Raw genomic sequence first — 19112 nt, forward strand, 5'->3', positions numbered from 1 at the left:
GTGGGGGCCGACGAAGCGAAAATCATTTAATTTTCTACTTCTGGCCCGCTCCCAACTTTGCTAGGATGAACAGACGAATCGAAAATTATTCGATTTTCTACTCCACGCCCACTCCCTAAAACCTCACTCATCCAAATTATAATAGTGAATGTGATCCGTCTACTTACAAACAGGATTCTCTTCATTATCAATCCTCATAATGGGTTTAGCTAAAATATTTAACACGTTTTCAGAATTATTTACCTGAACGTCCCTGATTCCGTCTCATTGAACGTGCTTGCTTTTTAGCTGTTTGACGTCTTTGTTCTTTAATTTGAATATCTAGCTTTTTTTTATAGCCAGGTTTAACTTTACGTTTTTTATTTTTAGCAATCATGCCTTTGATTACAGCATCGTCCGTATCTTTCTTAGTATCTTGACGCTTTTGACGACGATTACGTATTTTAGCTGGTCGAATCTCACCTTTTACTAGCTCAACTTCAGTAAATTCAATACCTTTTTTCTCCAACTGGACAATCGCTTGGTCATCATCGGGGGTCACAAAGGTATAAGCAGTCCCCGCAATATTATTACGTCCTGTTCGTCCTACACGATGAACAAAGAACTCTAATTCTTTAGGTACTTCAGTATTAATCACCATTGAAACTCCAGGTATATCAATCCCTCTAGCAGCTAGGTCGCTTGCTACAACAAATTGATAGTCCAAATCTCGAACTTGCTTCATTAGGCGTTTACGCTCACGCGGTGGGATTCCACCATGAATCAAGGCTACTTTTAAGCCCTGTTCTTTTAAATAATCAGCCACTTCATCAGCATATTGTCTGGTATTACAAAAGACTAACGCTAAGTAAGGATGACCCATCGTTAATAATTGATAAACTAATTCACGGCGATCTTGCCCTTTTGTATTAATTAAATAATTTTGAATTTCTTCAGCTAATACTTGTTTTGGCTCAATTTTAATCTGTTTGGGACTAGTCACATATTTATTTAAAAAGACCGATAACTGTTGAGGAATGGTCGCTGAAAAGACCATTAATTGTAACTCTTGAGGCATTCTCGAAGCAATTTCATCGATAATAGATAAAAAGCCTAGATCCATCGTCATATCAGCTTCATCCACAACCATTATCTTAGTTGTTTGGACCCATAAGGCATTGGCTGACATGAGGTCAAAAATACGACCAGGGGTTCCGATAACAATATGAGGTTGACGATTGTTAAGCTTTTCAATTTGACGATCCTTATCAGTCCCACCGACATAATTATTTACAACAATTTCTTCTGGCGCATCTTTGACCAATTGTCGCGTCACATCATATAATTGATTCGCTAACTCACGACTGGGAGCGGTAATAACGACTTGCACACTTGCCTCTTGAGGATCGATTTGATTGACAATCGGTACTAAAAAACTATGTGTTTTACCTGAACCAGTCTGAGATTGAACAATTAAGTTTTCACCTGCTAAAGCCGGTTTTAAAACTTCTTCTTGAACAGCCGTTAAATTTTCAAATTGTAATTCTGCTAATGCTTTTTGGATAAACGGCTGTAAATTTAATTCTTTAAATGTTGTCATTGTTTTCTCCTTCTTGTTAGAACATACAAATAAATTGTATCATATTAGGAGTTGTATCTCACTACTAAAATAATAAAAAGTCAGGCTTGAGTCTTTTAAAAAGTTAATCCTTTTAATGCCTCAAAACCTAACTTAGTCATTTGTATTATCTATTTAATTACTCAGCAACTGTTGTCTCTTCAGCGGCTTCGTCTTCAGCAGCAGTTTCTTCTGCTTCTGTTTCTTCTGATTCGCCTTCAGCTGTTGTTTCTTCCGCTTCTGATTCACCTTCAGCCGTCGTTTCTTCAGCGGCTTCTTCAGCGGCTTTAGCACTTTCTTCAGCTGCTTCAATTGCAGCCATTAATTCATCTAAAGCTGGTTTTAAATCTTCATCTTTAATTTCTACGCCTTTTTCTTTAATGAATTTACCAACAATGCTATAAGCTAAATTAGAATCGTTGTATTTACTATCTAAATACTGTTGTTTCACTTCATCTTTTACTTCATCATAAGGTTTCTTCTCACCATTATTGATAACATTGATAACATGGTATCCATATTGTGATTTAACAGGTTCTGGCACTAACTCTCCGCTAGCAACAGATTTAACAGCTTCTTCAAATTCAGGAACCATTTGTCCAGCTGAGAATTCACCTAAATTACCACCATCCGCTGATGAGCTATCAGTTGATAATTCTTTTGCTAAATCTTCAAATTTTTCACCGTTATTTAAACGTTCAATAACTGCGTTAGCTTCTTCTTCTGTTTCTACTAAAATATGTTGTGCTTCCATTTTTGGCGCATAATCATTTTCGTAGTATGCTTTAATCGCTTCTTCTGAAGTATCTACATTTTTGCTAATAACTTCTTGGAATAAGTTACGAATATAAACAGACTCTCTAAAATCATCAATTGATCCTAAGTTTTGGTAAGCTAATAATTGTTGGAAAACTTGCTCGCCACCAGCACTTTCAATTTGTGCGTTTACTTCTTCGTCAGCAGATTTCTTCAATGCCTCAGCGTCATCTACATTTTGAGTTAACACTTTTTGAATAATCATACTACGTAAAGTAGCTGTACCAGCTTTCGCTTTTAATTCAGCATAGAAATCATCTAACGAAATGGTCTCGTCTCCAATAGTTGCGATTACTTCTGATTTATTATCAGCTGCTGATTCTGCATTTTCATTCGCTTTTGTAGGAGTGCATCCTGCTAATAAGAACATTACTGCCGATCCAGTCACTACTTTTACTAAACTTTTTTTCATTATAAATAAAACTCCTTCATTGACTTAAAGTGTATAACAAGATAACTATAACATATTTTGTGGTCGTATGGTACATTTTCAAGAAAAATACTAATTTTCAGATACATTTGATAGATTGTTCATATTTTCTTCTAAATTATCTTTCAATGTCTCAATTCTTCTTTGAATGCGATTAATACGCGGTTGATTATTTTCCATAAAATGTTTAATATCACCTTGTAATTCTTCAACCAATGCCTGAGTAGTTTGGACACCATCATTTTTCACTTGATCGACAACAGTATTCAAATGATCTACTTTAAATTTTAAGTCAGTCACATCGCTTTGCGTTTGCTCTTTAAATTCTTTCAATTGCGTCCGTGTTTCTGATCCTTTTCGGGGGGCATTGAGTAGACCAATGGCTCCTCCAATAACAGCACCCCAAAATAAGCCAGACCAAAAAGTTTGTTTCATTATTCAGTCACCTCACTAATCCCTTGAGTAATTTGCTCAGCTAAAGAAGTTAGCTGTTCTTTGGATACATCATCCATATGATTAGTAAATGTTAAACTAAAGCCATCTTTTTCACCATAACGTGGAATGAGATGCCAATGTGAATGAAAAACTGTTTGATAAGCTGCCTCGCGATTGTTATTTAAAATATTTAAACCTAACATATCGGGAAATGCTTTATCTAATCCTTTTGCAATTTTCGGTAAACGTGCCAACACATCCCCCGCTAATGTTGGTGAATAATCAAAAATATCTTGCACATGTTCTTTCGGGACTAATAATGTATGACCAGGAGTTGTTTGAGAAATATCTAAAAAGGCATACACTAAATCATCTTCATAAACCTTTACAGAAGGAATTTCTCCATTTATTATTTTACAAAAAATACAATCAGTCATTTATAAAACCTCCATTCTAATTGAAATAAGTATAACAAATTTAAAATAGTGAAGCAAAAAATTGATAATATACGATAGTGTTAAATTATTGTTGGTTTTCCTCTACCATACTTTTTACTAATTATCTGAACCCAGTTTCATGGATTCCATATTTTAATCGATATCCTTGATAGCCAGCCTCTAGCGGCATGGGAGGATCTGGAAGTCTTTAGGGAGGCATTTCCTCCCGATAGCCAATCCAGTCTCGCTAGACGCCAGTACCATGCCGTTGCTCGCTATCAAGCATTCACTTCATCGCCTTTAGCTATCATTATGAAGACTGGCTTCAATCTACTATATTTCAATAACCAGCGATTGTCCCAAGAGCCTGGCGACTGCGTGTGTTATTGGAATAGTGTAAGATGGCTACTTTACCACTCCAATCATACTGACGAACGTATTTCCGCCCCACACGGCCATCTAATTTCTCTACTCTTCTTTTTCTTTCTTTTGTTTTAATTTGATTTGTTACCCAAGTTTTTAAATCGCCACCATTTAAGTCATAAGCACGGGCTTTAGCGATGTTTTCTGCTCCTGTTGTACTCCATCCTAACGGTCGCGAACTTAAACGAGCACTTAACCAATGGCTGACGTGACCTTCGGCACTACAACCGATATATTGAGGGTCCCTTTGTCTTTGAATAGAATCCCAATTTCCTATCAGATAGCGACGGACCTTTTGAAGCGTTTGTTTCGAAGAGTCGGGTAGCGACGGATCGCTGAGTCGCACTTCGAAGTAGTCCTGTAAATAGCCTTTTTCACCTGTATAAAGCCAACGATGTAAAGTGGCGTATAAATGATTATTACTGATACCAACACATGCCTGACGAAGGTATTTAACCGTATGATAAGGGTCAAGAACAAAGCGTGTTTGAGTCGGTAAATAGTCCAACCCTTTCTTAATCCAGTGAGCCCCGTCTCCACTTAAATAAAGGGTCGGACAGGCTGCTAAATCGTATTGTTGGTCGAGATAGTAATAAACATCTTCCCACAATTCCTCGCTATCTTCGTATAAGCCTGTGAAGATGCGACTAATATTTAATTCTTTTCGGTCACTTGATTCTAAATTTTCTTTGTATCCTTCGTGAACATACGCCAAGCGCATTTCCCGATTCTTTCCATCTTGATAAGCTACATGGTCTTCATCAGCTTCAATATATAAGCAGTCTACCTGACGCTTTGCTTCCACCGATAACGCAACAGAATCCGGACTATACTTATGCACAATATTCTTGACTGTCTGGCGACTATAAATCCCGATATGTTCGAAGCTATCAATGGTCTCTTGATAAGAATGCTTACTAGCCTTCTCGTAAATGGATGCTTCTAGATTGACATCCATGCGCTGATGAGGTGTGAGCGATAAGAAATCATCCAATAAATAACAGAACTCACCCGTTTGTTTATCTTTGTAATAACGTCTTGAAAGTTTAATGTCACCAATCAGTGTGGAGATTGTTTTCTCATCATCGCTACGATGAACGCTGTATCTTGCTTTTCTTCCAGGACTTTCAAAGATTGATTCCTCAATTGTTTTACAGAGATCTTCGGCTAAATCAACTGAGAGTTGACGCATCGTATCGCTAATAGTTTTGATGCATGTTGAAAAATCTACTTCACCTTGAATCGCTTGATTATATAAATCTGCCATCATTTCATTAATTTTTTGCATAATTTGTGTTATAATACTCATGGATAATCCTCTACCTTTCTGTGTGTTTAGACTACTTACAGTATAGCAGAGGATTATCTTTTTTGCTTTTAGCTGACCAACAGTTATTTTACACTAAGATAATATACCAACACTACTAAACAGATACCTGCCAAATAAACAATCGTAAAATAAGGTTTACGTATTTTATGACGAAAAAGAAACATTCCTACTAATCCTCCAAGTCCACCACCAAAAAATCCCATGGCTAATAAGGTCTGCTCCGAGATCCTTTGCGCGTTTTTAATAGCCATCCATTTATCCTATAACATTGCGAACAGTAAACTGACATTTAGGATGATTAAATATAAAATGAAAAAACTTTGAGCATTTAGATGGTTAAAAAAATACTCGAACAAGTTAGTTGTTAATAAAATGATGTTTTCCAATAGATTTCCTCTCTTTAATAAAAATATTATTCTATTATGCCATAATCATGTTAAGCTTAAAAGTCCGTATGGCCAATCACAATTATTCATTATAGCAATTCATTTGCAACAAATTTTCTCTAAGTAAGCTATTATTAGAGATACCTTTTAACTACTGCTTTATATTTTTTTGATGTGATTAAACTGAGTAATGTGGCTCAACCATACTATTTGACCAAGATTCATAACAATAAAAAAACTCGACTATTAGTCTAATAACTAATTAATCGAGTCAATCTAAATTTTATTGATTTATATCGCTAATTTTTCTAAGCGATCAGGTCTAAAGCCAAAGAATGGTTCTTCGCCTTCAATTTCTACTACTGGTAAAGATTGGAAGCCCATTTCCTTAATTTTATTTAATGCATCTTCATTTTCGTAAACATCAATCATTGTATATTCTACAGAATTATCTTCTAAGAATTTTTTGGTGAAATTACATTGCATACAATTTGGTTTTGAATAAACAGTTACAGTTTTCATAATCCACTCTCTTTCCGTCGATGTGATTATCGACTAATTGTCAATGACTATATACTACCCTATCTTTACTGCTATTGCAACTATATATTGTGTTTAAATTTTCCTTGAACACTAAATATAGTGTTTTTTGTGAAATTTGAGTGCTTATCAAAATTAATAATACTAAATTTCATACATTTAAAATTATCCGAAACCGATTATAACAGGCTTAAAATTTAAACTAAATACAATTCGAATAATTCTATTTTGTAAGATATTAACTTGTCTTAACTAAGTTATTTATTGATTAAAAATAGGGAGTGGACCAGACTTAGAAAATCGAATAGTTTTCGCTTCATCTGTTCACCCCCACTTAACTAATACGCTATAAAATAACAAGCACTCAGTTAGCTAAATTAATCAAGTTTAAGCCAGTCTCTCAAAGATAAATTGTTAAATGATTAATTACATATCCATAATATTTTTAATCACGATAATAAACATATTTTAATTAAATAAACCATTCAGGTGGAACACTATTATCAGGTATATCTTTTGTTTGATAATATTTTGCCGGTATTCCAACAGCAGTCACATTTTGAGGTACTGACTTTAACACCACAGCACCGGCACCTACTTTAGCACCTTGTCCAATAGTAATATTTCCTAAAACCGTTGCGCCTGCCCCTAAAATCACATCTGATTCAACAGTTGGATGCCGTTTGATACCTTTCTCCTTACCGGTCCCCCCTAAAGTTACACCGTGAAAAACCGTTACACGATTGCCAATGATGGCTGTTTCACCTATTACGACTCCGGTACCATGGTCAATAAATAGATGATGCCCAATTTGAGCACCTGGATGAATATCGATACCCGTCTTAGTTTTGGCTCTTTCGGAGACCCAACGAGCTAAAAATAAATGGTGATGACGATATAGCCAATGACTCAAGGTATGATAACGTCTCGCTTTAATGCCTGGAAATAATAGGAAAGCTTGTATCACACTATTACAAGAAGGATCTTGCTGATAAGCCCACCTGGCTTCTTCCCACCAAAATTTAAATACTTTAAGCATTAAAGAGTCCAGCAGATAAGTAACGCTCACCTGTATCTGGTAAAACTGTTACCACTGTTTTTCCATATCCTAATTCTTTTGCTAATTCAGTGGCTGCAAAGACATTAGCACCTGAGGAAATTCCAACTAACAATCCTGCTGTTTTAGCTAATGATTTAGTCGTTTCAATCGCATCTTCATTAGAAACGGTAAAAATACGATCTACAGCGTCAGCTCTATAATTATCAGGCACGAAATTTGCTCCAATTCCTTGAATTTTATGAGGACCCGCATTTCCTTCACTTAACATTGGTGAAGCAGTCGGTTCTACTGCCCAAACAATCGTTTCAGCATTTGCTTCTTTTAAAGTTAATCCTGTTCCTGAAACAGTTCCACCGGTCCCTACACCAGCCACAAAACCGTCTACTTGTTCTAAGTCTTTTAAAATTTCTTTACCCGTTGTTTCTCGATGTGCTTTAATATTCGCTTCATTAGTGAATTGTCCAAAAATAGGTGCCGATAATTCCTCAGCTAAAGCTTCTGCTTTGGCAGTAGCACCCTTCATTCCTTCTGAACCAGGAGTTAATACTAACTCCGCCCCATACGCCGCCATTAAGTTTCGACGTTCAATCGTCATAGTTTCTGGCATTACTAAAATAACTTTGATTCCTAATGCAGCCCCCATCATAGCTAAAGCGACTCCAGTATTTCCACTAGTTGCCTCAATAATAGTGCCACCCGTTTTTAAGACTCCTTTATCTAATAAATCTTGTAAAATAAATTTCGCAGCACGATCTTTAATACTTGCACTTGGGTTAAAACTTTCTACTTTAACATAAATATCAGCACGATCTTGATTTGGATTAGCTAACTTTACTAAAGGTGTATTTCCTATTGTTTCGATAATGTTCTCAAATAACATATAAAATTTCCTCCTAATAGAACCCAATACTTTTCGAATATTATCAACGTAATAATTGGATTTTCAATAATTCATAAGCAGTATTATGCCATATCTCTTTATGATTATAAAGTAAAATGCTTGTTAGAATGAATTGATTTTTATAGCCGATAAAATAATCGCTACACCCGCTAATACTGATCCAATCACTAAGAACATAAGATTCGATCATATATAAGAAGTATTTAATATTACCAACATTACTTGACAAAAAGCCTAAAAATGATTGATTACAATACCCATTTTCTGCCCCATTTTAAAATGAAGGTATAAAAAAAGACTGATGACAAAGTTAATTTTAACTCGTCAAGCAGTCTATAAAGTCTATTGTTGTTGCATTTTCATACTATTTAAAATTTGTTGAACTTTTTTCTTAGATGGTTTTTGACCCATTTGCATCATCATTTGTGTAATCATACGTTCATCAATTGGTGGGTTTTCTTTAAAGTAATTCATCATATAACGACGAGCAGCAAAAAAGCCTCCAACGAAACCAGCGATAATACCAATTACAACAATAATTAACCATGCCCATGTTGGTAGCATACTATTCCCTCACTTTCCTAACTAAATACATTATATATAATACTAAAGAATGATTAAAAATAAAAGTAATAATCTAATTAATCCTCATTATGACGATTATGAATACGTTTTTCCTTTTGAATTGCTTTTAATTTATCAGGAGTAACATCATTTCCTTCTTCATCAACGATTTTTAATCCTTCAATATGATTTCTAAAACCTTTACGTAAATTTTGTAAATATTCTTCTCTCAGAATAGATTGTTCTTTTAATTCAGCTTCAGTCAAACCATGTTCTTTCTTCTTTTTTGATAATTCATTAATTCGACGCAATTTCTCTTCGCTTAACAAAATGTTCCCTCCTAACTATAAAAAAAGACTCACCGAAGTGAGTCGTGAAGCGGGTGACGAGAATCGAACTCGCGACAACAGCTTGGAAGGCTGTAGTTTTACCACTAAACTACACCCGCATCGACGGTCCCGACGGGATTTGAACCCGCGATCTCCTGCGTGACAGGCAGGCATGTTAACCCCTACACCACGGAACCAATTGCGGGGGTAGGATTCGAACCTACGACCTTCGGGTTATGAGCCCGACGAGATGCCAGCTTCTCCACCCCGCGATGTTATTATAGATAAGGAGGATGTGGGATTCGAACCCACGCACGCTTTTACACGCCTGACGGTTTTCAAGACCGTTCCCTTCAGCCGGACTTGGGTAATCCTCCATCAGCTTCTTTACTTTCATTCAATGATCCGTACGGGATTCGAACCCGTGTTACCGCCGTGAAAGGGCGGTGTCTTAACCACTTGACCAACGGACCGTCTGACGGGGAAGAAGGGATTTGAACCCTCGCGCCGGTTTACCCGACCTACACCCTTAGCAGGGGCGCCTCTTCAGCCTCTTGAGTACTTCCCCATTAACCAAGTTTAATACTTTTTTTATTCAAAAAAGATGGGCCTAAATGGATTCGAACCCGTGTTACCGCCGTGAAAGGGCGGTGTCTTAACCACTTGACCAACGGACCGTCTGACGGGGAAGAAGGGATTTGAACCCTCGCGCCGGTTTACCCGACCTACACCCTTAGCAGGGGCGCCTCTTCAGCCTCTTGAGTACTTCCCCATTAACCAAGTTTAATACTTTTTTTATTCAAAAAAGATGGGCCTAAATGGATTCGAACCATCGACCTCACCCTTATCAGGGGTGCGCTCTAACCAACTGAGCTATAGGCCCGTTGTCGCTTTAAGCGGGTGACGAGAATCGAACTCGCGACAACAGCTTGGAAGGCTGTAGTTTTACCACTAAACTACACCCGCATCTTCTCTTAATTGCGGGGGTAGGATTCGAACCTACGACCTTCGGGTTATGAGCCCGACGAGATGCCAGCTTCTCCACCCCGCGATATTGGTAAAGGAGGATGTGGGATTCGAACCCACGCACGCTCTTACACGCCTGACGGTTTTCAAGACCGTTCCCTTCAGCCGGACTTGGGTAATCCTCCATATGATACGTTTGATATGCTTTTATCCTTTTCTCTTGTCCTACAAGACATGGACCTTGCAGGACTCGAACCTGCGACCGGACGGTTATGAGCCGTCTGCTCTAACCAACTGAGCTAAAGGTCCCAGTGTTTATAGCGGCGAAGGGGATCGAACCCATGACCTCCCGGGTATGAACCGGACGCTCTAGCCAGCTGAGCTACACCGCCATGAATGGAGAATAGCGGGATTGAACCGCTGACCTCCTGCGTGCAAAGCAGGCGCTCTCCCAGCTGAGCTAATCCCCCATTTTGGTATGAATTTACTATTTGTTTTGTTTTTTTGATTTTTGGTTCAAAAAAATCGGGAAGACAGGATTCGAACCTGCGACCCCTTGGTCCCAAACCAAGTGCTCTACCAAGCTGAGCTACTTCCCGTTTCTATACACCCAGTAGGAGTCGAACCTACAACCGCTTGATTCGTAGTCAAGTACTCTATCCAATTGAGCTATGGGTGCATGCTTTAATGCCGAGGACCGGAATCGAACCGGTACGGGTATCACTACCCGCAGGATTTTAAGTCCTGTGCGTCTGCCAGTTCCGCCACCCCGGCATTTGCCTAAGTTTGCTGGCAAAGCGGAAAACGGGATTCGAACCCGCGACCCCCACCTTGGCAAGGTGGTGTTCTACCACTGAACTATTTCCGCATTCTGTTATTCACTCATGCCGGCTGCAGGACTTGAACCTGTGACCTACGCGTTACGAGTGCGTTGCTCTACCAACTGAGCTAAGCCGGCCTCTTCTAAAAAGGCCTATATGCCGGCTAAAGGACTTGAACCCTCGACCCTCTGATTACAAATCAGATGCTCTACCAACTGAGCTAAGCCGGCTTGTTACCTCGACAAACATCTGTTCGTCTTCATGCGGGTGAAGGGACTTGAACCCCCACGCCCGAAGGCGCCAGATCCTAAATCTGGTGCGTCTGCCAATTCCGCCACACCCGCATTCTGATGACCCGTACAGGATTCGAACCTGTGACCCACTGATTAAAAGTCAGTTGCTCTACCGACTGAGCTAACGAGTCATGGTGGAGGTTAACGGGATCGAACCGCTGACCCTCTGCTTGTAAGGCAGATGCTCTCCCAGCTGAGCTAAACCTCCAGTTTGAAAATAATTTACCCTGCGCGGCAACGTCCTACTCTCACAGGACCAAAGGTCCAACTACCATCGGCGCTAAGAAGCTTAACTGCTGTGTTCGGCATGGGAACAGGTGTATCCTTCTTGCCATCATCACCACACAGGTACATTATTTTCTTTAAGTAAACTTATATTAGTTCACTCAAAACTGAATAACTCACAAACCTTTCAACCTTAAATCTTCGTGGTTAAGTCCTCGACCGATTAGTACTAGTCCGCTCCATATATCACTATACTTCCACTTCTAGCCTATCTACCTGATCGTCTCTCAGGGGTCTTACTTCTTACGAATGGGAAATCTCATCTTGAAGCTGGCTTCGCGCTTAGATGCTTTCAGCGCTTATCCTTCCCACACATAGCTACCCAGCGATGCTCCTGGCGGAACAACTGGTACACCAGCGGTGCGTCCATCCCGGTCCTCTCGTACTAAGGATAGCTCTTCTCAAATTTCCTACGCCCGCGACGGATAGGGACCGAACTGTCTCACGACGTTCTGAACCCAGCTCGCGTACCGCTTTAATGGGCGAACAGCCCAACCCTTGGGACCGACTTCAGCCCCAGGATGCGATGAGCCGACATCGAGGTGCCAAACCTCCCCGTCGATGTGAACTCTTGGGGGAGATAAGCCTGTTATCCCCAGGGTAGCTTTTATCCGTTGAGCGATGGCCCTTCCATACGGTACCACCGGATCACTAAGCCCGACTTTCGTCCCTGCTCGACTTGTTGGTCTCGCAGTCAAGCCCCCTTCTGCCTTTGCACTCTACGAATGATTTCCAACCATTCTGAGGGAACCTTTGGGCGCCTCCGTTACACTTTAGGAGGCGACCGCCCCAGTCAAACTGTCCACCTGACACTGTCTCCCGTTGCCTTACAACGCGGGTTAGAGGGTTCATATCACAAGGGTAGTATCCCACCAGCGCCTCCTCGTAAACTGGCGTTCACGATTCTTAAGCTCCTACCTATCCTGTACATGTCACACAAACACTCAATATCAAGTTACAGTAAAGCTCCATGGGGTCTTTCCGTCCTGTCGCGGGTAACCTGCATCTTCACAGGTACTATAATTTCACCGAGTCTCTCGTTGAGACAGTGCCCAGATCGTTACGCCTTTCGTGCGGGTCGGAACTTACCCGACAAGGAATTTCGCTACCTTAGGACCGTTATAGTTACGGCCGCCGTTTACTGGGGCTTCAATTCGAAGCGTCGCTTGCGCTAACCTCTCCTCTTAACCTTCCAGCACCGGGCAGGCGTCAGCCCCTATACGTCATCTTTCGATTTGGCAGAGACCTGTGTTTTTGATAAACAGTCGCCTGGACCTATTCACTGCGGCTGGTATTTCTACCAGCACCCCTTCTCCCGAAGTTACGGGGTCATTTTGCCGAGTTCCTTAACGAGAGTTCTCTCGATCACCTTAGTGTTCTCCACTTGACTACCTGTGTCGGTTTGCGGTACGGGTTCATGTTATCTCGCTAGAAGCTTTTCTCGACAGTTTGATTATCCACCTTCGCTACTTTATTCGCTACGCTTAACAGCTCATCCTTTTAAGTAAAAGCATTTCACTCTTACTAAAACTCACTGCTTGCACATCCTCTTCCATCCGGATGCGTGGAGTCACCTCCTGTGTCCCTCCTTCACTCAATCGATAACATCAAGTACAGGAATCTCTGCCTGTTGTCCATCGCTTACGCCTATCGGCTTGGGCTTAGGTCCCGACTAACCCAGGGCGGACGAGCCTTCCCCTGGAAACCTTAGTCTATCGGTGGACGGGATTCTCACCCGTCTTGCGCTACTCATACCGGCATTCTCACTTCTATACGCTCCAACACTCCTCACGGTATGCCTTCGCCGCATATAGAACGCTCTCCTACCACTCTAGTCTTAAACTAGAATCCACAGCTTCGGTGTATTGTTTAGCCCCGGTACATTTTCGGCGCAGAATCACTCGACTAGTGAGCTATTACGCACTCTTTAAATGATGGCTGCTTCTAAGCCAACATCCTAGCTGTCTGTGCAACTCCACATCCTTTTCCACTTAACAATTACTTGGGGACCTTAGCTGGTGGGCTGGGCTGTTTCCCTTTCGACTACGGATCTTATCACTCGCAGTCTGACTCCCAGAGATGAGTCCTTGGCATTCGGAGTTTATCTGAATTCGGTAAAACTTGCGTCCCCCTCGTTCAAACAGTGCTCTACCTCCATGACTCTTACTCTGAGGCTATACCTAAATATATTTCGGAGAGAACCAGCTATCTCCAAGTTCGATTGGAATTTCTCCGCTACCCACAAGTCATCCAAACACTTTTCAACGTGTCCTGGTTCGGTCCTCCAGTGTGTCTTACCACACCTTCAACCTGCTCATGGGTAGGTCACTTGGTTTCGGGTCGACAACAACATACTCTCGCCCTATTCAGACTCGCTTTCGCTACGGCTCCGTTTCTTCAACTTAACCTCGCATGGTATCGTCACTCGCCGGTCCATTCTACAAAAGGTACACCATCACCCCTTAACGGGCTCTGATTACTTGTAGGCACACGGTTTCAGGTACTCTTTCACTCCCCTCCAGGGGTGCTTTTCACCTTTCCCTCACGGTACTGGTTCACTATCGGTCACTAGGGAGTATTTAGCCTTGCCAGATGGTCCTGGCGGATTCCAACGGGATTCCTCGTGTCCCGCCGTACTCAGGATACTCCTAAGGCTTCAGTCAGTTTCGTATACAGGGCTCTCACCTTGTCTCGCTCTGCTTCCCATCAGATTCTACTACTCACTTCGGTCTTATATCGGAGTCCTACAACCCCATTGTGCATGCACAATGGTTTGGGCTCTTCCCTTTTCGCTCGCCGCTACTTAGGGAATCGATTTTTCTTTCTCTTCCTGCAGGTACTTAGATGTTTCAGTTCTCTGCGTCTTCCTCGCTTACGCGTACTGCATTTAGCAGTGGGTTCCCCCATTCGGATATCTCTGGATCATAGCTTACTTACAGCTCCCCAAAGCGTTTCGTCGTTCGTCACGTCCTTCATCGGCTCCTAGTGCCAAGGCATTCACCGTGCGCCCTTTGTTTCTTAACCACATTTTTGCGCTCGTAAAGGCTCTTCCCCTTTACTCATATTTCTCTATATTATTATATAGACTCGGTCAATTCTCGGTTTATTATATCTTTCTCTTGAAATTATATAATCTATATTGATTACTCCTGTTAAAATAATCAATATGGTTTGTTTTGTTATTCAGTTTTCAATGAACTAGGTGTTTTGAGTAAGTAAACCTCACTCAAAACTGAACAATGACAAATCCTAACTTGTGTAGTTCCAGTACTCCTTAGAAAGGAGGTGATCCAGCCGCACCTTCCGATACGGCTACCTTGTTACGACTTCACCCCAATCATCCATCCCACCTTCGACGGCTCCCTCCTATTGGTTAGGCCACCGGCTTCGGGTGTTACAAACTCTCGTGGTGTGACGGGCGGTGTGTACAAGACCCGGGAACGTATTCACCGCGGCGTGCTGATCCGCGATTACTAGCGATTCCGGCTTCATGTAGTCGAGTTGCAGACTACAATCCGAACTGAGAATGGCTTTTAGAGATTGGCATGCTCTTGCGAGTTAGCGACTCGTTGTACCATCCATTGTAGCACGTGTGTAGCCCAGGTCATAAGGGGCATGATGATTTGACGTCATCCCCACCTTCCTCCGGTTTGTCACCGGCAGTCTAACTAGAGTCCCCATCTCAATGCTGGCAACTAGTTATAAGGGTTGCGCTCGTTGCGGGACTTAACCCAACATCTCACGACACGAGCTGACGACAACCATGCACCACCTGTCTTCTTGCCCCGAAGGGTTTCTCTTATCTCTAAGATATGCAAGAGATGTCAAGACCTGGTAAGGTTCTTCGCGTTGCTTCGAATTAAACCACATGCTCCACCGCTTGTGCGGGTCCCCGTCAATTCCTTTGAGTTTCAACCTTGCGGTCGTACTCCCCAGGCGGAGTGCTTATTGCGTTAACGCCAGCACTGAAGGGTGGAAACCCTCCAACACTTAGCACTCATCGTTTACGGCGTGGACTACCAGGGTATCTAATCCTGTTCGCTCCCCACGCTTTCGAGCCTCAGTGTCAGTTACAGACCAGAAAGCCGCTTTCGCCACTGGTGTTCCTCCATATATCTACGCATTTCACCGCTACACATGGAATTCCGCTTTCCTCTTCTGCACTCAAGTTCCCCAGTTTCCAATGACCCTCCACGGTTAAGCCGTGGGCTTTCACATCAGACTTAAGAAACCACCTGCGCTCCCTTTACGCCCAATAAATCCGGACAACGCTTGCCACCTACGTATTACCGCGGCTGCTGGCACGTAGTTAGCCGTGGCTTTCTGGTTAGATACCGTCAATCTACTAACATTTCCTCTAGTAGCCGTTCTTCTCTAACAACAGTGCTTTACGATCCGAAAACCTTCTTCACACACGCGGCGTTGCTCCGTCAGACTTGCGTCCATTGCGGAAGATTCCCTACTGCTGCCTCCCGTAGGAGTTTGGGCCGTGTCTCAGTCCCAATGTGGCCGATCACCCTCTCAGGTCGGCTATGCATCATCGCCTTGGTAAGCCGTTACCTTACCAACTAGCTAATGCACCGCGGGGCCATCCTTTAATGATGCCGTAGCACCTTTCCCAACTTAACCAGGCGGTTAAATTGTCTATGCGGTATTAGCAGTCGTTTCCGACTGTTATCCCCCACTAAAGGGCAGGTTCCCCACGTGTTACTCACCCGTGCGCCACTAACCTTAACCAGAACAAGTTCAAGTTATGGTTCGTTCGACTTGCATGTATTAGGCACGCCGCCAGCGTTCGTCCTGAGCCAGGATCAAACTCTCATGAAAGTTTCATGAGTCGTTTCAGACTCTTACTATTTACTAGCTTGTATATTTATAGAGTTACCACTCTGTCTCGAATTTATATTCGGGTATGTTGTGATAATTCGTTTGAATTATCCCCTACACATTTTTGGTGTTTGTCTTTGTTCAGTTTTCAATGAGCTTCGTTGTTGCTTACTTAAGCAACTTCTATATAGTATCACGTTTGATTGAAACTGTCAACAAGTTTTTTCAACTTTTTTTATTTCTTTTTCAATCTTTCGTCTTGTTCTCTTGGAACTCCCTTATAGTATCATGTTATCCGACACGCGTCAACACCTTTTTTACTTTATTTTTACATTTTTTGAAAAAACCGATTACTTTAAATCGTAATCGGTTTTTTAGATCTTATTTAAGTTGTTTTCGGCCTTGTGGCCGTTTCATTATTTCGCTCATGACGATAACCTCTTTAATTTTACCAGATCGTAACATTCGTTGATACGGATGTTGTTTAAATTGATGATGCTTTGTTCTTTCCACTTGTAGTGTATCTTCTTCATCTTCAATTAAGTCATCTGCCATTGACTCGAAATAATCAATATCCTTTGTTAAATAGTCTTCGATTGATTTTTCTTTTGAATCTCTCGCGTCTAATGATTCATGATTCAACGATTGATTGTCAAGTGTTATATTTTTGTCGCTTTCTAATTCATCCATCAAGGATTGATCTTCTTCTATAGAAAGTTGTTCCATTTCACTATCGATTGCCAACTCTTCTAAAACCTTTCTTTTTCTATTTTTCTTTGTTTCTCTTTTTTGGTTTTCTTTTAAACTGCTTTTAAGTTGATTCATCGAACGTTCAGCTGCTTCAATCGCATTTTTTGTTTTTTCACTTAACTTTTCTTCATCAACTTCCAGCTTTTTTACTATATCAAACTTTTTTTCTTTTGATTTAGTATTAATAAACCAAAAGTAGATGAGAATCAATAGAAATATTTCCATGGTTCATCGCCCCTATTCATTTTCATTTTGAATAGTTGGATTGGCAATTGAATCACGCATCGCAGTATCTGATTTTATATTTTGCATTTGATAATAGTCCATTACACCTAAATTACCTTTTTTGAATGCTTCAGCAATAGCTAAAGGAACTTCTGATTCAGCCTCTACTACTTTAGCTCTCATACGCTGAACTTCGGCCAACATCTCTTGTTCTTGAGCAACAGCGAAGGCACGACGCTCTTCGGCTTTGGCTTGTGCAATCTTCTTATCGGCAATTGCTTGATCTGCTTGTAATTTTGCTCCTATATTACGACCTACATCCACGTCCGCGATATCAATCGATAGAATTTCAAATGCGGTACCGGAATCCAATCCTTTTCTTAAAATAGTTTGCGAAATAGAGTCTGGATTTTCTAAAACGATTGAATGTTTTGGCGCACTACCAACGGTCGTTACAATCCCCTCTCCAACACGGGCAATGATAGTTTCTTCACCAGCACCCCCAACTAAACGCTCAATATTAGCTCTTACTGTTACTTTGGCTTTTGCTTTTACTTCAATACCATCCATGGCAACCCCAGCAATGATTGGTGTTTCAATTACTTTAGGATTAACGGATACCTGTACTGCTTCAAAAACATTACGCCCTGCTAAATCAATAGCTGCTGCTTGCTCAAATTCTAAATCAATATTAGCTCTTTGAGCGGCAATTAGTGCATCGACTACTAAATTAATATTACCGCCCGCTAAATAGTGTGCTTCAAGTTCATCTGTACTGATTTTTAAACCGGCTTTAGTTGCTTTTATAAGGGGGGTAATGATATATGAGGGTACAACTCGTCGTAGACGCATCCCAACTAAATTCCCAATCCCAACTTTCACTCCAGAGAAATAGGCTGTAATCCATAATCCTACTGGTACAAATCTAAAGAACAAAGCAATAAAAATTATCGCCAAAACAGCAATAATAACTATCGAAACGATGGTTGTTTCTCCCATTTTTTCCACTCCTTTTACTATTCATCTATTTTTCTAAGTAATCATTTAACTATCCATTTTTTCTCACATAAAGCTGGGTCCCTTTCACCCTTGAAATGTATACAGGCTGACTCGCTTCAAGCATACCTTCTTCACTCATCACTTCGTAAACTTGTTGATCTGAGTCCAATTTAATTTTACCAACTGGTCTTAAATCTTCGATAACGATACCTGTTTCATTTATTAATTTACCATAGCTAACTAAAGTATCTTCATCAACCTGTTTGCCAATTGCTTTATTTAAAACGAATTGAGGTGAGAGTTGTAATGTTAATCCCGCTTGATAAGCAATAAAACTTACTGCTAATACCAGACCAACTAGTGCTAATAGTAATAAAATTAAATCAGGAATATCTTTGATTTGTTCAGCTAATGAGTAGATAATGGTGATAACACCTAAAATACCCACAATGCCAAAATCCGGAATATACAATTCAATAATTAAAAATGCCACCCCGATTAGAAAAATAATATAATCGAAAATCGGTTGATTCAATACATCAAAATATACTGCAAAAAGACCGACAGCCACTACAACATTTAGCCATTTAAATTTTAAAAATAACGCTAGCGTTAAAAGCGCTGTTCCCAAAAATAGCCAAATCATTTATCCTCACCTCACTTATTGACAATATTATAACAAATTTTTTCATAAACCT

14 protein-coding genes, 23 tRNA genes and 3 rRNA genes are annotated in these 19112 nt (G+C 40.7%); all 40 read right to left on the reverse strand.

The annotated features are described in order from the left end of the window. Positions 1-235: 235 nt before the first annotated feature. Entirely contained in the window at positions 236-1579 is a 1344-nt protein-coding gene (locus CYJ72_RS01685; protein WP_066125885.1) for a DEAD/DEAH box helicase, read from the reverse strand. A 157-nt stretch (positions 1580-1736) separates the two neighbouring features. Continuing rightward, complete coding sequence (locus CYJ72_RS01690; RefSeq protein WP_284630241.1) at positions 1737-2825, reverse strand: peptidylprolyl isomerase; 1089 nt, start codon at positions 2823-2825, stop codon at positions 1737-1739. 90 nt (positions 2826-2915) lie between these two features. After that, a complete protein-coding gene (locus CYJ72_RS01695; RefSeq protein WP_066125881.1) occupies positions 2916-3278 on the reverse strand; it encodes a YtxH domain-containing protein in 363 nt (120 codons plus the stop codon). Further along, positions 3278-3715: an HIT family protein gene (locus CYJ72_RS01700; protein ID WP_066125880.1), complete on the reverse strand. Its 438-nt coding sequence runs from the start codon at positions 3713-3715 to the stop codon at positions 3278-3280. The genes CYJ72_RS01695 and CYJ72_RS01700 overlap by 1 nt, the downstream gene beginning before the upstream one ends. A 340-nt stretch (positions 3716-4055) precedes the next feature. Continuing rightward, positions 4056-5447, reverse strand: a complete 1392-nt coding sequence (locus CYJ72_RS01705; RefSeq protein WP_284630242.1) for an ISLre2 family transposase — start codon at positions 5445-5447, stop codon at positions 4056-4058. A gap of 83 nt (positions 5448-5530) precedes the next feature. Then, positions 5531-5719 (reverse strand): DUF1294 domain-containing protein, encoded by a 189-nt coding sequence (locus CYJ72_RS01710; RefSeq protein ID WP_219526026.1) that lies wholly within the window; start codon positions 5717-5719, stop codon positions 5531-5533. Positions 5720-6145: 426 nt separating this feature from the next. Continuing rightward, complete coding sequence (nrdH, locus tag CYJ72_RS01715) at positions 6146-6376, reverse strand: glutaredoxin-like protein NrdH (protein ID WP_066125877.1); 231 nt, start codon at positions 6374-6376, stop codon at positions 6146-6148. A 490-nt stretch (positions 6377-6866) separates the two neighbouring features. After that, the gene (gene epsC, locus CYJ72_RS01720) at positions 6867-7433 is read right to left on the reverse strand and encodes a serine O-acetyltransferase EpsC (RefSeq protein WP_101814076.1); all 567 of its coding nucleotides are present in this window, start codon (positions 7431-7433) and stop codon (positions 6867-6869) included. Beyond that, a complete protein-coding gene (cysK, locus tag CYJ72_RS01725; RefSeq protein ID WP_066125874.1) occupies positions 7426-8334 on the reverse strand; it encodes a cysteine synthase A in 909 nt (302 codons plus the stop codon). Before cysK ends, epsC begins: the two co-directional genes overlap by 8 nt. Before the next feature lie 363 nt (positions 8335-8697). Further along, positions 8698-8919: a YneF family protein gene (locus CYJ72_RS01730; RefSeq protein ID WP_066125872.1), complete on the reverse strand. Its 222-nt coding sequence runs from the start codon at positions 8917-8919 to the stop codon at positions 8698-8700. A 77-nt stretch (positions 8920-8996) separates the two neighbouring features. Then, positions 8997-9248, reverse strand: a complete 252-nt coding sequence (locus CYJ72_RS01735) for a DUF896 domain-containing protein (protein WP_066125870.1) — start codon at positions 9246-9248, stop codon at positions 8997-8999. Between the two features lie 48 nt (positions 9249-9296). After that, a tRNA-Gly gene (locus CYJ72_RS01740) sits at positions 9297-9367 on the reverse strand. Positions 9368-9372: 5 nt separating this feature from the next. Further along, positions 9373-9445: transfer RNA gene (locus CYJ72_RS01745), tRNA-Asp, on the reverse strand. Positions 9446-9447: 2 nt separating this feature from the next. After that, positions 9448-9520 (reverse strand) — tRNA-Met (locus tag CYJ72_RS01750). Positions 9521-9535: 15 nt separating this feature from the next. Further along, positions 9536-9625, reverse strand: a tRNA-Ser gene (locus CYJ72_RS01755). A gap of 24 nt (positions 9626-9649) precedes the next feature. Then, a tRNA-Glu gene (locus tag CYJ72_RS01760) sits at positions 9650-9721 on the reverse strand. 6 nt (positions 9722-9727) lie between these two features. Then, positions 9728-9816, reverse strand: a tRNA-Ser gene (locus CYJ72_RS01765). Between the two features lie 115 nt (positions 9817-9931). Then, positions 9932-10020 (reverse strand) — tRNA-Ser (locus tag CYJ72_RS01770). A 37-nt stretch (positions 10021-10057) separates the two neighbouring features. Further along, positions 10058-10131: transfer RNA gene (locus CYJ72_RS01775), tRNA-Ile, on the reverse strand. A 12-nt stretch (positions 10132-10143) separates the two neighbouring features. Then, positions 10144-10214: transfer RNA gene (locus CYJ72_RS01780), tRNA-Gly, on the reverse strand. A 12-nt stretch (positions 10215-10226) separates the two neighbouring features. Then, positions 10227-10299: transfer RNA gene (locus tag CYJ72_RS01785), tRNA-Met, on the reverse strand. Positions 10300-10309: 10 nt separating this feature from the next. Beyond that, positions 10310-10399: transfer RNA gene (locus CYJ72_RS01790), tRNA-Ser, on the reverse strand. 50 nt (positions 10400-10449) lie between these two features. Beyond that, positions 10450-10523, reverse strand: a tRNA-Ile gene (locus CYJ72_RS01795). 9 nt (positions 10524-10532) lie between these two features. Beyond that, positions 10533-10606 (reverse strand) — tRNA-Met (locus tag CYJ72_RS01800). A gap of 5 nt (positions 10607-10611) precedes the next feature. After that, positions 10612-10684, reverse strand: a tRNA-Ala gene (locus tag CYJ72_RS01805). 55 nt (positions 10685-10739) lie between these two features. Then, a tRNA-Pro gene (locus tag CYJ72_RS01810) sits at positions 10740-10813 on the reverse strand. A 6-nt stretch (positions 10814-10819) separates the two neighbouring features. Next, positions 10820-10893 (reverse strand) — tRNA-Arg (locus CYJ72_RS01815). A gap of 9 nt (positions 10894-10902) precedes the next feature. Further along, positions 10903-10988, reverse strand: a tRNA-Leu gene (locus CYJ72_RS01820). Positions 10989-11010: 22 nt separating this feature from the next. After that, a tRNA-Gly gene (locus CYJ72_RS01825) sits at positions 11011-11082 on the reverse strand. Between the two features lie 17 nt (positions 11083-11099). Beyond that, positions 11100-11172, reverse strand: a tRNA-Thr gene (locus tag CYJ72_RS01830). 20 nt (positions 11173-11192) lie between these two features. Continuing rightward, a tRNA-Thr gene (locus tag CYJ72_RS01835) sits at positions 11193-11265 on the reverse strand. A 32-nt stretch (positions 11266-11297) separates the two neighbouring features. Further along, positions 11298-11379 (reverse strand) — tRNA-Leu (locus CYJ72_RS01840). 7 nt (positions 11380-11386) lie between these two features. Beyond that, positions 11387-11459, reverse strand: a tRNA-Lys gene (locus CYJ72_RS01845). 1 nt (position 11460) lies between these two features. Then, positions 11461-11536, reverse strand: a tRNA-Val gene (locus CYJ72_RS01850). Between the two features lie 21 nt (positions 11537-11557). Next, positions 11558-11673 (reverse strand): 5S ribosomal RNA (gene rrf / locus CYJ72_RS01855). 83 nt (positions 11674-11756) lie between these two features. Further along, positions 11757-14637: ribosomal RNA gene (locus CYJ72_RS01860) — 23S ribosomal RNA — on the reverse strand. A 254-nt stretch (positions 14638-14891) separates the two neighbouring features. Further along, positions 14892-16440: ribosomal RNA gene (locus CYJ72_RS01865) — 16S ribosomal RNA — on the reverse strand. The 16S, 23S and 5S rRNA genes sit together here with 23 tRNA genes alongside, the layout of an rRNA operon. 381 nt (positions 16441-16821) lie before the next feature. Then, entirely contained in the window at positions 16822-17415 is a 594-nt protein-coding gene (locus tag CYJ72_RS01870) for a hypothetical protein (RefSeq protein ID WP_101813091.1), read from the reverse strand. Between the two features lie 12 nt (positions 17416-17427). Continuing rightward, entirely contained in the window at positions 17428-18414 is a 987-nt protein-coding gene (gene floA, locus CYJ72_RS01875; RefSeq protein ID WP_066126753.1) for a flotillin-like protein FloA, read from the reverse strand. Positions 18415-18463: 49 nt separating this feature from the next. Next, a complete protein-coding gene (locus CYJ72_RS01880) occupies positions 18464-19060 on the reverse strand; it encodes an NfeD family protein (protein ID WP_101813092.1) in 597 nt (198 codons plus the stop codon). Positions 19061-19112: the final 52 nt, after the last annotated feature.

Origin of the sequence: Globicatella sanguinis (assembly GCF_002847845.2) — a bacterium.
Lineage (GTDB): Bacteria > Bacillota > Bacilli > Lactobacillales > Aerococcaceae > Globicatella > Globicatella sanguinis.